The sequence below is a fragment of the Kocuria sp. CPCC 205231 genome, assembly GCF_040980965.1.
In the GTDB taxonomy this organism is placed as follows: domain Bacteria; phylum Actinomycetota; class Actinomycetes; order Actinomycetales; family Micrococcaceae; genus Kocuria; species Kocuria rosea.
Genome location: NZ_JAVKPP010000005.1, coordinates 184461 through 198473 on the forward strand (window position 1 = coordinate 184461; position 14013 = coordinate 198473).

The window sequence follows — 14013 nt, forward strand, 5'->3', positions numbered from 1 at the left end:
GACGGAGCGGTCCGCTCAGCCCTCGCAGTCGGTGCAGTACCGCGTCTCGCCGGACTGGCGGGCCAGCTGGGAGCGGTGCCGGACCAGGAAGCAGGAGGCGCAGGTGAACTCGTCGACCTGTTCCGGGATGACGGCCACGGTGAGCTCTTCGTGGGAGAGGTCGGCGCCGGGCAGGTCGATGCCCTCGGCGGTGTCGAAGTCCTCGGCGTCGATGACCGCGGTCTGGGTGGTGGCGCTGCGCTGGACCTGGATCGCCTCCAGGGACTCGTTGGCCGGCTCGTCCTCGGGCCGGGTGCGCGGGGCGTCGTAATCGGTGGCCATGATGTGGTGCGTCCTCCTGGAACGGGGTGGTGCTGTGCAGAGGGTGCCCTGCACGGAAGGACCAGAGTGTACCCCTACGACATGGGCAACTGTCGAGTCCCCGCGCGTCCCGGCGAAGTCCGGCGTCTCGGGCGTGATCCTCGTCGCACCCCGGAGGGGCCCGGATCGGTCCCTGGCGCGCCGCGCAGGACGCCGCCCGGCCCTGGTCCGGTGTCAGCTGGCGCTCTCCAGGTGCGCGAGGCGCAGCCAGCGGTGCATGAGCCGGCGGAACGCCACGGCGGCGCCGTGGGCGTCCCGCGCGGCCAGCAGCTCCACGGCGTCCGAGAAGTCCTGCGGACTCTCGTCCGGCTGGAACGGGTCAGCGAGCGAGCCGTAGTGCAGGACCACGAGGGAGTTGGCGGAGAACGCCCCGAGCCACCGGCCCAGGTGCGTGAGGTCCTCGGCGAGGTCCTCGAGGTCCTCGCCGCCCGCGTCCTCCACCACCTGCGCGGCGCGCACCACGCGACGGGTCGCGAGGTCCACCGGCACCGCGCACCGGTGCACACGGTTGCCGTGGTGGAAGCTCTCGGTGTGGTCCTGAGCGGTGAAGAGGGAGAACCACGCCATGGGGACGGTGAACGCCGACTGGCGCGCGTGCACGGGCACGAAGTGCTCCCGGCTCACGCGATCGCCCGCGGCCCGGACGGCGTCCTCGGGGATGAGCAGGTTGGGCAGGGGCTGGCCGCCCTCCTCCTCGGCGAGCGCCACGAGCCGCAGCGAGCGCCGCAGCCGCTGCGGGGGGTGGTAGACGGGGAAGTCCCCGACCCCGGCCGCGAGCATGTCCCGGCCCCGGGGCGCCGCGGAGAACGGCAGGGTCCACAGCGGCTCCACGGCCGGGGGCAGGGGCTCCTGGCCCGGCTCGGCCAGGCGGGCGAGCTGCTCGGTCAGCTCGTTGACCCCGGCCTCCTCGGGGGACAGGGCCCGGGGCACCAGCGGGGCGTACACGGCGTCGAGCTCCTCGGCGGGCACGTACACCCGCAGGGCGAACTGGTGGGGGATCCCGGTGGCCGAGCGGAACGTCCGGCCGACCTGCAGCAGCTGGGCCACGGCGGCTCAGGCGATCTCGACGACGACGGGGGCGTGGTCCGAGGCGCCCTTGCCCTTGCGCTCCTCGCGGTCGATCGACGCGTCGGTGACGCGGCCGGCCAGGGCGGGGGAGTAGAGCTGGAAGTCGATGCGCATGCCCTCCTTCTTCGGGAAGCGCAGGCCCTTGTAGTCCCAGTACGTGTAGACGCCCGGGCCGGGGTGCCGGGGGCGGACCACGTCCAGGTAGCCGGCCTCCTCGAGGAAGGCGCGGAAGGCTGCGCGCTCGGGCGCGCTGACATGGGTCAGGCCGTTGTCGAGGAAGAACTGCATGTCCCACACGTCCTCGTCCTGCGGGGCCACGTTCCAGTCGCCCACCAGGGCGACCTGCGCCGTGGAGTCCTCGTCGACCCACTGCTTGGCGTGGTCCTTGAGCACGCGCAGCCACTCCAGCTTGTAGGGCATGTGCGGGTCCTCCAGGCCGCGGCCGTTGGGGACGTAGAGGGACCAGACGCGCACGCCGGCGCACGTGGCGCCGATCGCCCGGGCCTCCTGCACGGGCTCCTCGCCGGGCTTGCCGAAGGCCGGCTGGTCCGGGAAGGTGCGCTCGACGTCCTCGAGGCCCACCCGGGAGGCGATCGCCACGCCGTTCCACTGGCTGAGGCCGAAGTGGGCGACGTCGTAGCCCATGTACTCGAAGAGCTCCCAGGGGAAGTTGTCGTCCTTCGCCTTGGTCTCCTGCATGGCCAGGACGTCCACGTCCGAGCGCTGCAGCCACGCCTCCACACGATCGGCGCGGGCGCGGACGGAGTTCACGTTCCAGGTGGCGATCCTCATGGGCCCCACGTTACCGGCTGCCCCGGACGGGAATTTTCAGCACCCCTTGCGCAGCACCGGTTCAGGTGCCATGGTTAGTTACATAACTAATGAACCAGTGAGGGGGAGGGCCGTGATCGCCGACGACCGCCCGATCTTCCAGCAGATCGCCGAACGGATCTGCGCCGACATCCTCGCGGGCGCCTATCCGGAGGAGACCCAGGTCCCGTCCACCAACGAGTTCGCCGCCTTCTACCGGATCAACCCGGCCACCGCCGGCAAGGGCGTCAACCGGCTCGTGGACCGGGGGATCCTCTACAAGCGCCGCGGCATCGGCATGTTCGTCGCCGCCGGCGCCCGGGAACGGCTCCTCGAGCAGCGGCGGCAGGAGTTCGCCGACCGCTACGTGGCACCGCTCGTCACCGAGGCGCACTCCCTCCGGCTCCCGCCGGGGGACGTCCTCGACCTCGTCCGCTCCGCCCTCGGCCGGTCCGAGGCCGCCGCACCGACCCGTCAGGAGTCCACCCCATGAACGGCACGCCAGCCCCCATCGTCGCCCTGCGCGGCGTCTCCCGCACCTACCGGGAGACCCGGGCCCTCGACGGCGTCGACCTCGACCTCGCCCCGGACCGGATCTACGGACTCGTGGGGCGCAACGGCTCCGGCAAGACCACCCTGCTGTCCGTGATCGGCCAGCAGGTCCGCCCCGACCGGGGCGGGCGGGTCGAGCTGTTCGGCCGTCCCGGGTGGGAGAACCCCGAGGCGCTCTCCCGCACGGTGCTGCTGCGGGACCGGCAGCGCTACCCCGAGGAGTTCCGGGTTCGCCACGTCCTCGACGCCGCGCCGGCGTTCTACCCCGGCTGGGACGAGGAGCTCGCCCGCGGTCTCGCCGAGGACCTCCGGCTCCCGTCGCGGACCAGGATCAAGAAGCTCTCCACGGGTCAGCACACGGCCCTCGGCATCGTCCTGGGCCTCGCGTCCCGCGCGGAGCTCACGATGCTGGACGAGCCCTACGGCGGGCTGGACCCGGTGGCCCGGGAGCTGTTCTACGACCGGCTCCTCGAGGACTTCGCGCGGCACCCGCGCACCGTGGTGATCTCCACGCACCTGGTCGACGAGGTCGCCAACCTCCTCGACCACGTCCTGCTCCTCGACCGCGGGCGGCTCGTGCTGGACGCCGGTCTCGAGACCGCCCGCGCCAGCGCCCACACGGTCGCGGGGCCCGCCGCCGACGTCGCCGGCTACCTGGCCGAGCGGCGCCTCGAGCAGCAGGTCTCCCGCGAGCAGCGGATCGGGGCGCTGCGCACCGTGACCGTGGCGGCGCCCCACGACGACGACGCCCGGGCGGCCGCCGCGCGCCACGGGATCGAGATCGACGCCGTCTCCCTGCAGTCGGCCGTGGCCGCCCACGGGCTCGTCCCGGTGCCCGCCGACCAGCTCCAGAACGCCTGAGAGGACCTCCGCCATGTCACGACTCACCCCTGTCCTCAAGCTCAACACCGTCAACCGGTCCGCCGGGGTCTGGATGGTCGTGGGCGTGATCACGGTGTCCGGGCTGCTCAGTCTGCTCGCCGGGGTCGTGCTGCACGTGGTCCTGGGCGCCCCGCTGGGCGCCGTGGCCGAGGGCCTGCGCTACAACCAGGTCCTGCTCTGGTGGCCCGGGATCGCCCTGCTCGTCCACGCCGCCCAGGTGATCGGCACGAGCACGCCCCTCGCCCTGGCGCTGGGGGCCACCCGCCGGTCGATGTGGTGGGGCTCGGTGCTGACGTTCGTGCTCCACGCCCTGCTGGCCGCGGCCGTCCTCACCGCGTTCCTGCTCCTGGAGCGCGCCACCGGCGGCTGGTTCCTGGGCCTGCCCGCTTTCGACGTCCGCGTCTTCGCCGGAGGGTCCCCGGCGTGGGCCCTCCTCGTGGCGTTCCTGGTCTACCTCGGGGCGCAGCTGGTCGGGGCGGTCTTCGCCACGGTGTACGTCCGGGGCGGCCCCGTGGCGCTGACGCTGTCCATCATCGGGACCGTCGTGACGACCCTGGCCGTGCTGGTGTGGGCCGCCGCGACCGGAGCGGGCTCCGCCGCGGCCGTCGGCGCGGGTTCCGCGGGGGTCCCGGCGGGACTCGTGCTCCTGGCCGCGGCGGCGCCCGTGCTGCTCGCGCTGCTGGGCTGGGGCCTGTACCGCCGGGTCTCCGTCCGCTGAGCACCCCGGCGCGGCCAGCGCCGCCGCGCCGGGGGACCAGGGGTTTCCCCGCGCGCCCTTCCACCGGGTGGTTGCACATGCTAATTTCCTGCTGGCCCGTGCCCCCGGCGGCGCCGCCCCCAGCAGGGAGAGACCCCCATGAACCTCGCACGGACCGCGCTCGTCGTGTCCACCACCTTCGCCCTCCTCCTCGGCGGAGTTCCGGCGGCGCTCGCAGCCCCGACTCCTCCGGTCGATCTGCCCGAGCTGTCCGGTCCGGCCGAGCCGGCCGCCACCGCGGGCGCGCCCGCCCTGAGCCTGCACGGCGGCTCGGGCACCGACGCCGCCCCGGCCGGGGTTCCGGCGCCGGCGGCCGCGGAGGACCCGGCCGCCGGCGGCCTGGCCGGGGCGGCGTCGGCCGGCGCCCACCCGACCACGGTCGAGGACATCACCGAGGCCTTCAAGATCGTCAACGACCACCGCGGCCAGGCGAGGCGCGCCCCGCTGGTCTACAACACCGCGCTGTCCCGCAACGCCCAGCAGTGGGCGGAGACCATGGCCGGGGCCCGCAAGGAGTCCCGCAACCCGGACCCCTGGGCGGGCGCCCCTGCCGGCGGGATCCGGATGGACCAGTACTACGGGAAGGGCGTCTTCACCGGCCCCTTCGAGGGCGTCGAGGCGGTCGAGGCGCTCGCGCACTACCTGCTGGACTTCTTCCCCCGCAACGGGACCGACCAGTTCGCCCGGGACCTGACCCACCTCGGGATCGGGGTCAGTCACGTCGCCACGTCGGGCTCGGGTGGTCCCGGGTGGGAGACCTACCTGACGATCTACTACTACGCCTATCCGGCCGGGCAGGCCGTGCCCGGGACGGTCGCGAGCCCGGCGCAGGGGTTCGTGCCGCCGGTGACGGCACCCCCAGTGACGGCGCCGTCCTACGCAGTCCGGGGGGCGATCGGCACCAAGTACCACCGTCTGGGCGGGGCGGCCGTGCTCGGGGAGCCCACCATGAACGAGCGCGGCGGCCTGATCGAGGGCGGCGTCTACCAGCAGTTCCGGAAGGGCACCCGCACCACCACCGTCTACTGGGCCCCCGGCTACGGCGCGATGGCCGTGAAGAACTACGGATCCATCGGCGGCCGGTGGGTCGCGGCCGGCCGGGAGCACCACTTCGGCCTGCCCGTCACGGACGAGCGCCCGGCCACCAGTGGGGCGTACCAGGTCTTCCGCCGCGACGGTCGCTCCACCATGCTCCTGTGGAGTCCCGGGACGGGCTCCCGCGCGGTCAAGCAGTACGGGGCCATCGGGCGGGCCTGGAAGGCCGCCGGCTCCGAGCGCGGCTGGGGCTTCCCCGTCACCGACGAGTACCGCTACGGCGCCGAGGTGCGCCAGCGCTTCTCGAAGGGCGTCACCGTCCACTACGCCGCGGGGCGCACCTGGGCCACCCGCTGAGCCCGAAGCGGTTGAAGTCGGTCTCTCCGTGCGGTGGGATCGGCCGAGCCGGGGGTGTTCCGACGTGGCGCGCACGGTTCGTCGGATCGTCCGGCGGTTCCACCGCGGTTCCGGCCCTGGTGACCTGAGGGGATGCTCAGGGGAAACGGCTGCGGGTCGTTCCCGGCCGTGGGCAACAGGCGCGCTCGCGCGGCCGGTCCGGACCACCTCACCACGACACCGGCCTCGGGGAGCCGGGCCCAGGAGGCCGCGGGCTCGCCGGTCTCAGAATGGCGGGGGGTCATCGGGCGGGAGGTCGTCGAGCCGGAGGCCGCCGGGCGGAGGATCAGCGGCCGGACCCACGGGCGGAGGGTTGCCGGGCGGCCGGCCGGTGGCCGGGGCGCTCCGGCAGTCGGGTGCGGTGCCGGCAGCGGTGTGCTCGGGTTCGGGGCGGGCAGCCGTGTGCTCGGGTGCGGTGCGGTGCACGAGCCCGCCCGGTGAGGTCCACTCCAGGACCGCGGCGTGCCCGGCCGCGCCCCCGGCCGTTCCTCCGGGCGGGCTGCCGTCCGTGCCCGGGGCGGTGCCGTCGTGCGGGCCGGGGGTGATCCGCCGCACCGACCAGGCCCCGAGGTGGCCGTGGCGGTGCTTGACCCGGTGGTGGTGGCGGCACAGGGCGGCCAGGTTGTGCTCGGCCGTGGGCCCGCCCCGGGCCCAGGCCACCGTGTGGTCGAGATCGCAGGCCTCGGACCGGCGCCGGCACCCGGGGAAGCGACAGGTCCCGTCGCGCAGCTCGACCAGCCGGCGCAGGTCCCGGGGCACGGCGTAGACGGTCCGGTCGTGGTCGAGGACCACTCCGGTCACGGGGTGGGTCAGCACCCGGTGCCACGCCCCGGCCCCGGCGGCCAGCTGACGGGCCACCTCCGCGCTGATGGGCCCGTAGCCCGACAGCACCGGAACCCCGTCCCCGGCCGACTCGCCCCCGGCCGTGCCGGCGCACGTCAGCACCGAGACCGGGACCAGCACGCTCACCCGGGCCCGCACTCCGCGCGGAAAGCCCGGCTTCTCCGGCAGGACCCCGTCCAGCAGCAGGTCCGCCAGCACGTCGGCCCGCAGCTCCGACACCGAGCGCGGCACGGACTCTTCCTGATCCTGCGGTCCCGGCCGCCCCGATCGTGCGGGGTCCGGGACGTCCTGGCCCAGCAGCCGGGCCAGGTCCTCGAGCCGGTCGTGCACGGCCAGGGCCACCGGGGCCTCCAGCAGGGCGTGCAGCCAGGCCGTGCCGTCGGCGGCCGGCTCCACCCACACCGCCCGGGCCCTGCGCGCGGCGCGGCGGGCGCGTTCCTCGGCGCCGGCCACGAGCACGGCCCGCCGGGTGCGGGCGGTCGCGCGCAGCTGCGCGGCGGTGGCGTGCGGGGCCCGGTCCAGCAGCTCGGCGATCAGCCGGCCGACGGCCGCCACCGGCGGCGGGTCGCACCGGCCGGGGGCCCAGGTCGGGGCCTGGGTGATCAGCTCACGCCACTGATCGACCAGCACCGCGGCCTGGGGCGAGCCGATCCGGCCCTCCTCCAGGGCGGTGAGGACCTCCGGGAGCATCTCGGCCAGCAGCACGGCGTCCTCCACCCGCCGCCGGGCCGTGCCCGCCGGCAGCCGCAGGGCCGGACCGACCTCGGCCGCGACGTCCACGAGCAGCTGGTGCTCCGCCTCGGCCAGCGGGCTCAGCGGGTCCGGGCGGAGGAACCCGCCGGCGGCGATCTCGGCCTCGGCCTGCGCCATCGCCTGGAACCGGGCCGCCGTGCGCGCCGCCTGCCCGGCCAGCCACAACCGGTGGATGCAGCGCACTTGCGCGCCCACCGCCCGCGCCTCCGCCGCCGCGGCCTCCACCAGACCCGCCGCGGCAGCCCGCACCTCGGCGGCAGGCCCGGGAGCGCCCTGCACCGCGGTGTCGTGCACCTCGGCGAGCACCGGCCGCGCCGGAGACTCCTCCCCGGCCACCGGGGTCCGGGTCCGCCGCTGCGCCGTCGCCGTCATGGAACCATTCTCCCCAGCACCTCAGACTCGCTAAGCCGACGGGCCCCGACGACGACGGAGCCGCGCACCCCGATCGGGGTGCGCGGCTCCGTGGTGGTGCGGGTGCTTCGGGCGTCAGGAGCGCCACCAGTCGTCGAGGATCGTGGCGGGGGTCGTGCGCTTGTGCCGGGTGATGCGCCAGCGGTGCTCGATCTGCTCGGCCACGGCGTCGGCGACCTCGCGGCCCTCGAGGTAGTCGTCGATGTCGTCGTAGGACAGCCCGAGCTCGGCCTCGTCGGTCTGGCCCGGGGCGTCGTCGAGCAGGTCGGCGGTGGGGGCCTTCGCCCACAGCCGCTCCTCGGCGCCGAGGGTCTTCGCGAGGAGCCGGTTCTGCCGCTTGTCGAGCCCGAACAGCGGCAGCACGTCCGCCCCGCCGTCGCCGTACTTGGTGAAGAACCCGGTCACGGACTCGGCGCCGTGGTCGGTGCCGATCACCAGGTAGTTGTGCTCCCCGGCGATCGCGTACTGCGCGATCATCCGCATCCGGGCCTTGATGTTGCCCTTGTTGAAGTCGGAGATCTCCCGGTCCGTGGCGCCCTCGAAGCCGTGCTCGAAGCCGTCCACCGCCGGGGCGATGTCGTAGGTGATGGTGCGGTCGGCGGCGACGAAGCGCAGGGCCGCCTGGGCGTCCTCCTCGTCGTGCTGCTTCCGGTGGGGCAGGCGCACGCCCACGAACTCCGCCTCGCCGCCCTCGGCGCGCACCCGCTCGACCGCCAGCTGGGCGAGCCGGCCGGCCAGCGTGGAGTCGAGGCCCCCGCTGATGCCGAGCACGAAGCCCTTCGTGCCGCTGGCCCGCAGGTAGTCGCAGAGGAAGCCGACGCGCGCCTCGATCTCCTGCTCGGGGTCGATCTCGGGCTTCACGCCCATCTCTTCGATGATTGCTGCCTGCAGTGTCCGCATGGGCCCATGCTAGTGCGGGCCGCGCCCGGGCGGGCAAGGGGAACACGGTCCCGGAACGGCGGGGCCCTTGCGTAGGATGCGGGCCATGCCCCCGCACCGGAGCCGCCCCCGGGAGCACCGGATCCGACCGACCGAGCGAACCAGGAGCGCAGCATGAGCGAGCAGCACGGGACCGACCGCCGGAACACCGCCGAGGACACCCCTGGGAACACCTCCGGGAACACCTCACGGAACGTCTCGGGGAGCACGTACGAGAACATCCTGGTCGAGACCCGCGGGAGGGTCGGGATCATCACCCTGAACCGGCCGCGGGCGCTCAACGCCCTCGACGCCGCGACCCTGCGGGAGGTCGTCGCCGCGTCCACCGCCCTGGACACCGACCCGGGGATCGGGGCGATCGTCCTCACCGGCTCGGAGAAGGCCTTCGCCGCCGGCGCCGACATCAAGGAGATGGCGGGGCGCAGCGCCCCGGAGATGTACCTCGCGGACTGGTTCGCGGGCTGGGACGCCTTCACCCGGGTGCGCACCCCCGTGGTCGCCGCGGTCTCGGGCTACGCCCTGGGCGGGGGGTGCGAGCTCGCGATGATGTGCGACCTGCTGATCGCCGCGGACACGGCCCGCTTCGGGCAGCCCGAGATCAACCTCGGGGTGATCCCCGGGATGGGCGGCTCCCAGCGCCTGGCCCGTGCGGTGGGCAAGGCCAAGGCCATGGACATGGTCCTCACCGGCCGGCACCTCGACGCCGCGGAGGCGGAGCGGGCGGGTCTCGTCTCCCGCGTGGTGCCCGCGGCGGACCTGCTGGCGGAGGCCCTGGACGTCGCCGGGACCATCGCGGCGAAGTCCCTGCCCTCGGTCCTCGCGGCCAAGGAAGCCGTGGACACCGCGTTCGAGACCACCCTCGCGCAGGGCGTGCACCTCGAGCGGCGGCTCTTCCACGCGCTGTTCGCCACCGAGGACCAGAAGGAGGGCATGGCCGCGTTCGCGGAGAAGCGCGAGCCGCGGTTCACGCACCGCTGAACCCCCGCCGCGGCCGGGTGCCGCCCGGCCGCGGGAGCTAACGTGGTGCCATGCCTCAACCGTCGAACGATGCCTCCTCCTGGCAGGTCCGCGAGTCCGCCCTCGACCCCGGCGCGCACGGCGCCCTGGAGTCCGTCTTCGCCCTGTCCAACGGGTACGTCGGGATCCGGGGCACGCTGGACGAGGCGCAGCCCAGCGCCTCCCGCGGGACCTTCCTGGCCGGGGTCTACGAGTACCACCCGCTGTCCTACCCCGAGGGCGGCTACGGGCACCCGGAGCACGGGCAGGCCATCATCGGCGTGGCCGACGGGAGCACCGTGCGCCTGCAGGTGGACGGGGTGCCGCTGGACGTCCGGGAGTCCCCGCCGGAGCAGCACGACCGCGTGCTCGACCTGCGCGCGGGCACGCTGCGCCGCGAGACGGAGTGGGTCACCCCGCGCGGCGCCCGGATGCGCCTGACGTCCACCCGCCTGGTCTCGCTGACCCAGCGCTCCGTCACGGCGATCCGCTACGAGGTCGAGGCGCTGGACCGCACGGTCCAGGCGGTGCTGCGCTCCGACCTGGTCGTCAACGGCACCCCGCCCAAGGTGGAGAACGAGGACCCGCGCGTGGCCGCGGTCCTGGAGCAGCCGTTCCACGCCCGCCTCAGCCGCTGCCACGAGACCGGCGGCGTCCTGGTCCACCGCACCCACGGGAGCGAGATCGGGGTGGCCGCGGCGGTCGAGCACGAGGTCGACATGCCGGCCGGCGGCGCCGTGAGCACGCAGTGCGACGACGACCAGGTGGTCACCACCCTCGTGACCGACCTCCGGCCCGGGCAGCGGGTGGGGTTCGTCAAGTACCTCTGCCACGCGTCCTCGGACGCGGACCCCTCGGCCGACCTGCGGGAGCAGGTGCTCGCCGCGATGACCGGGGCGCGGCGGCGCGGCTGGGACGGGCTGCTCGCCGACCAGCGGGCGGAGCTGGACGAGTACTGGGACAGCGCCGAGGTGGAGATCGACAGCGACCCCGAGCTGCAGCTGGCGATCCGCTTCGACCTGTTCCAGCTCCTGCAGGCGGCGGCCTGCGTCAGCCGCGCCCCGGTCGGGGCGAAGGGGCTGACCGGCGGCGGGTACAGCGGGCACACCTTCTGGGACATCGAGGGCTTCGTGCTGCCGGCCCTGGCGCTGCTGCGCCCCCGGGACGCCGCCCGGCTCCTGCAGTGGCGCTCCTCGACCCTGGACCGGGCCCGGGAGCGGGCGCAGGTCCTGGACCTGGGCGGCGCCTCCTTCCCGTGGCGCACCATCGACGGGCACGAGACGTCGGCGTACTGGCCGGCCAGCACCGCGGCCATGCACGTCAACGCCGACATCGCGCGGGCCTTCCGCTGGTGGGCCGACGCCACCGGCGAGGACCTCACCGAGGTCGGCGGGGTCGACGTCCTGGTGGAGACGGCGCGCGTGTGGGCGGCCATGGTGCACGAGGACCACGAGGGCGGCATCCACCTCCTCGGCATGACCGGGCCGGACGAGTACACCGGCGTGGTGGACGACAACGTCTTCACCAACCTCATGGCCCGGCGCAACCTCCGGGCGGCCGCCGACGCGTGCGAGGAGCACCCCGAGCACGTGGGGCGGCTCTCCGTGACGGCGGACGAGCTCCAGCGGTGGCGGGCCCTGGCGGACGCGATCCACATCCCCTACGACGCCGTGCGCGGCGTGCACCCCTCCAACGAGGGGTTCACGACCTACCGCGAGTGGGACTTCGAGGCCAAGCGCGACGGCTACCCCGTGGAGGAGCACTTCCACTACGCCAAGATCTACCGCCGCCAGATCGTCAAGCAGGCGGACCTGGTCCTCGCCCTGTGGTGGTGCGCCGAGGCGTTCACCCCGGAGCAGACCGCCCGGGACCTGGACTACTACGAGCAGCGCACCGTCCGCGACTCGTCCCTCTCGGCCTGCGTGCAGGCCGTGGTCTGCGCCCGTGTGGGCCACCTGGACCTCGCCCTCGAGCACCTGCGCGAGTCCGCCCTCGTGGACCTGCGGGACATCCAGCAGGACGCCGAGCAGGGCCTGCACCTGGCCTCCGCCGCCGGGTCGTGGCTGGCCGTGGTCTGCGGGTTCGGGGGACTGGACACGGACGGGGGCGAGCTGCGCCTGGCCCCCCGGCTCCCGGAGCGCCTGCACCGGATCGCCTTCCGCCTCCGGTGGCACGGCCGCCGGCTCGGCGTGGAGATCACCCGCTCGGGCACGACCGTGCGGGTCCTGGACGGGGACGCCGGCGAGGTGGCGCTGCGGATCGACGGCGAGGCCCTGGCCGTCACGGCCGCGCGCCCCGCGACCGCGCCGCTGCACACGCCGCACCCGCCCACCCCCGCCCCGCACCAGCCCCCGGGACGCGCCCCGCGCGCCCCCCGCACGCCGTGACGCGCCCCGTGCCCCTCGAGGTGCTCACCCGCGTCTGGGGCTACGACGCCTTCCGCGGGCAGCAGGCCGAGATCATCGACGCGGTCACCGGCGGCGAGGACGCCCTCGTGCTCATGCCCACCGGCGGCGGCAAGAGCCTGTGCTACCAGATCCCGGCGCTCGTCCGGGAGGGCACCGGGGTGGTCATCAGCCCGCTCATCGCGCTCATGCACGACCAGGTCGACGCCCTCGAGCAGGTCGGCGTGCGCGCCGCGTACCTCAACTCCACCCAGACCCTCGAGGAGCGCCGCGACGTGGAGCGTCGACTCCTGGCCGGCGAGCTCGACCTGCTCTACCTCGCTCCCGAGCGCCTCCCGGTCGCGGCCGATCTGCTCGACCGCGCCCGCATCGCGCTCTTCGCCGTCGACGAGGCGCACTGCGTGGCCCAGTGGGGCCACGACTTCCGCCCCGACTACCTCGGGCTGACGATCCTCCACGACCGCTGGCCCGGGGTCCCGCGCATCGCCCTCACCGCCACCGCGACCGCGGAGACGCGCGAGGAGATCGTCCGCAACCTCCGCCTGGACGACGCCCGGGTCTTCGTCTCCAGCTTCGACCGGCCCAACATCCAGTACCGGGTCGGGCCCAAGAAGGACGCCCGCCGGCAGCTGCTCCAGCTCATCCGGACCGAGCACGACGGCGAGGCCGGCATCGTCTACTGCCTCAGCCGCGCCTCGGTCGAGCGCACCGCGGAGTGGCTGGCCGGCCAGGGCGTCACCGCGCTGCCGTACCACGCCGGCCTGCCCGCCGAGGTGCGCTCGCAGCACCAGACCCGCTTCCTGCGCGAGGACGGCGTGGTCATGGTCGCGACCATCGCCTTCGGCATGGGGATCGACAAGCCCGACGTGCGCTTCGTCGCCCACCTCGACCTGCCCAAGAGCGTCGAGGGCTACTACCAGGAGACCGGGCGCGCCGGGCGCGACGGGCTGCCGTCGACGGCGTGGCTGGCCTACGGGCTGCAGGACGTCGTCCAGCAGCGCCGGATGATCGAGGACGGCGAGGGGGACCGGCAGCGCAAGCGCGCCCAGACGCTGCACCTGGACGCGATGCTCGCGCTGTGCGAGACGGTGCAGTGCCGCCGCCGGCAGCTGCTGCGCTACTTCGGCGAGGCGAGCGAGCCGTGCGGCAACTGCGACACGTGCCTGGACCCGCCCGAGGCCTTCGACGGCACGGTCCCGGCGCAGAAGCTCATGTCCACGATCGTGCGGCTGCAGCGGGAGCGGGGCCAGCAGTTCGGCGCCGGGCACCTGGTGGACATCCTGCTCGGCCGGGAGACCGAGCGGGTGGTGCGGATGCGCCACACCGAGCTCACCACGTTCGGCATCGGCACCGAGCTGAGCGACCAGGAGTGGCGCGGGGTGGTGCGCCAGCTGCTCGCCCAGGGCCTGCTCCAGGTGCAGGGCGAGTACGGCGTCCTGGCGCTCACCGAGGCCGCCGGGGAGGTGCTGCGCGGGCAGCGGGAGGTGCGCCTGCGGCGCGAGCCGGAGCGGGCCAGGACCGTCCGCACGCCGAGGACCGCCGCCGCGCCGCCGGTCCTCGACCAGCCCCAGCAGGAGCTCTTCCAGCAGCTGCGGGCCTGGCGCTCCGCCGTGGCCAAGGAGCAGGGCGTGCCCGCGTACGTCGTCTTCAACGACGCGACCCTCGCCGCGATCGCCCAGGCCCGGCCGAGCTCGCTGGGGGAGCTGCGCGGCATCTCCGGTGTCGGCGACGCCAAGCTCGAGCGCTACGGCGAGGCCGTCCGCCAGGTCGTCGCCGACGCCTGATGATCCGCACCTGCGGATGCCG

General features: G+C 74.5%; 12 protein-coding genes. 7 read left to right on the forward strand and 5 right to left on the reverse strand.

What is annotated here, in order from left to right; translation table 11 throughout:
- Window positions 1–15: 15 nt before the first annotated feature.
- From RF640_RS06985 to RF640_RS06995, 3 genes are all read right to left on the reverse strand, one after another.
- Window positions 16–321: a DUF4193 domain-containing protein gene (locus tag RF640_RS06985; RefSeq protein WP_035925540.1), complete on the reverse strand. Its 306-nt coding sequence runs from the start codon at window positions 319–321 to the stop codon at window positions 16–18.
- A gap of 213 nt (window positions 322–534) precedes the next feature.
- Window positions 535–1407: a hypothetical protein gene (locus RF640_RS06990; protein ID WP_229587641.1), complete on the reverse strand. Its 873-nt coding sequence runs from the start codon at window positions 1405–1407 to the stop codon at window positions 535–537.
- Between the two features lie 6 nt (window positions 1408–1413).
- A complete protein-coding gene (locus RF640_RS06995) occupies window positions 1414–2220 on the reverse strand; it encodes an exodeoxyribonuclease III (protein ID WP_017833035.1) in 807 nt (268 codons plus the stop codon).
- A 112-nt stretch (window positions 2221–2332) separates the two neighbouring features.
- On the opposite strand from RF640_RS06995, the gene RF640_RS07000 reads away from it, so the two are divergent.
- The 4 genes from RF640_RS07000 (at window position 2333) to RF640_RS07015 (ending at window position 5821) form a co-directional block, all read left to right on the forward strand.
- Window positions 2333–2731: a GntR family transcriptional regulator gene (locus RF640_RS07000; protein ID WP_017833036.1), complete on the forward strand. Its 399-nt coding sequence runs from the start codon at window positions 2333–2335 to the stop codon at window positions 2729–2731.
- Window positions 2728–3651, forward strand: a complete 924-nt coding sequence (locus tag RF640_RS07005; protein WP_052132845.1) for an ATP-binding cassette domain-containing protein — start codon at window positions 2728–2730, stop codon at window positions 3649–3651. Before RF640_RS07000 ends, RF640_RS07005 begins: the two co-directional genes overlap by 4 nt.
- A gap of 13 nt (window positions 3652–3664) precedes the next feature.
- Window positions 3665–4390 (forward strand): hypothetical protein, encoded by a 726-nt coding sequence (locus RF640_RS07010; protein WP_017833038.1) that lies wholly within the window; start codon window positions 3665–3667, stop codon window positions 4388–4390.
- 138 nt (window positions 4391–4528) lie between these two features.
- Entirely contained in the window at window positions 4529–5821 is a 1293-nt protein-coding gene (locus RF640_RS07015) for a CAP domain-containing protein (protein WP_051063742.1), read from the forward strand.
- A gap of 264 nt (window positions 5822–6085) precedes the next feature.
- Here the strand turns inward: RF640_RS07015 and RF640_RS07020 are convergent, their stop codons facing one another.
- Both RF640_RS07020 and nadE read right to left on the reverse strand, forming a co-directional pair.
- Complete coding sequence (locus tag RF640_RS07020) at window positions 6086–7828, reverse strand: HNH endonuclease signature motif containing protein (RefSeq protein WP_284563210.1); 1743 nt, start codon at window positions 7826–7828, stop codon at window positions 6086–6088.
- A gap of 114 nt (window positions 7829–7942) precedes the next feature.
- Window positions 7943–8767 (reverse strand): ammonia-dependent NAD(+) synthetase, encoded by an 825-nt coding sequence (nadE, locus tag RF640_RS07025; RefSeq protein ID WP_035925543.1) that lies wholly within the window; start codon window positions 8765–8767, stop codon window positions 7943–7945.
- Window positions 8768–8920: 153 nt separating this feature from the next.
- Here nadE and RF640_RS07030 point away from each other — a divergent pair, with 153 nt between their 5' ends.
- From RF640_RS07030 to recQ, 3 genes are read left to right on the forward strand one after another with little or no spacing between them, the layout of a single operon-like run.
- Window positions 8921–9784: an enoyl-CoA hydratase gene (locus RF640_RS07030; protein WP_229587642.1), complete on the forward strand. Its 864-nt coding sequence runs from the start codon at window positions 8921–8923 to the stop codon at window positions 9782–9784.
- A gap of 50 nt (window positions 9785–9834) precedes the next feature.
- Window positions 9835–12189, forward strand: coding sequence for a glycoside hydrolase family 65 protein (locus RF640_RS07035; protein ID WP_368827244.1), 2355 nt, complete (start codon window positions 9835–9837; stop codon window positions 12187–12189).
- Window positions 12186–13991: a DNA helicase RecQ gene (recQ, locus tag RF640_RS07040; RefSeq protein WP_095649835.1), complete on the forward strand. Its 1806-nt coding sequence runs from the start codon at window positions 12186–12188 to the stop codon at window positions 13989–13991. Before RF640_RS07035 ends, recQ begins: the two co-directional genes overlap by 4 nt.
- Window positions 13992–14013: the final 22 nt, after the last annotated feature.

What these genes read in the sequence shown, in the direction of transcription:
- RF640_RS06985 (WP_035925540.1), bottom strand. Translation starts at nt 321, where the DNA reads ATGGCCACCGATTACGACGCCCCGCGCACCCGGCCCGAGGACGAGCCG.
- RF640_RS06995 (WP_017833035.1), bottom strand. Translation starts at nt 2,220, where the DNA reads ATGAGGATCGCCACCTGGAACGTGAACTCCGTCCGCGCCCGCGCCGAT.
- RF640_RS07005 (WP_052132845.1), top strand. Translation starts at nt 2,728, where the DNA reads ATGAACGGCACGCCAGCCCCCATCGTCGCCCTGCGCGGCGTCTCCCGC.
- RF640_RS07010 (WP_017833038.1), top strand. Translation starts at nt 3,665, where the DNA reads ATGTCACGACTCACCCCTGTCCTCAAGCTCAACACCGTCAACCGGTCC.
- RF640_RS07015 (WP_051063742.1), top strand. Translation starts at nt 4,529, where the DNA reads ATGAACCTCGCACGGACCGCGCTCGTCGTGTCCACCACCTTCGCCCTC.
- RF640_RS07020 (WP_284563210.1), bottom strand. Translation starts at nt 7,828, where the DNA reads ATGACGGCGACGGCGCAGCGGCGGACCCGGACCCCGGTGGCCGGGGAG.
- nadE (WP_035925543.1), bottom strand. Translation starts at nt 8,767, where the DNA reads ATGCGGACACTGCAGGCAGCAATCATCGAAGAGATGGGCGTGAAGCCC.
- RF640_RS07030 (WP_229587642.1), top strand. Translation starts at nt 8,921, where the DNA reads ATGAGCGAGCAGCACGGGACCGACCGCCGGAACACCGCCGAGGACACC.
- RF640_RS07035 (WP_368827244.1), top strand. Translation starts at nt 9,835, where the DNA reads ATGCCTCAACCGTCGAACGATGCCTCCTCCTGGCAGGTCCGCGAGTCC.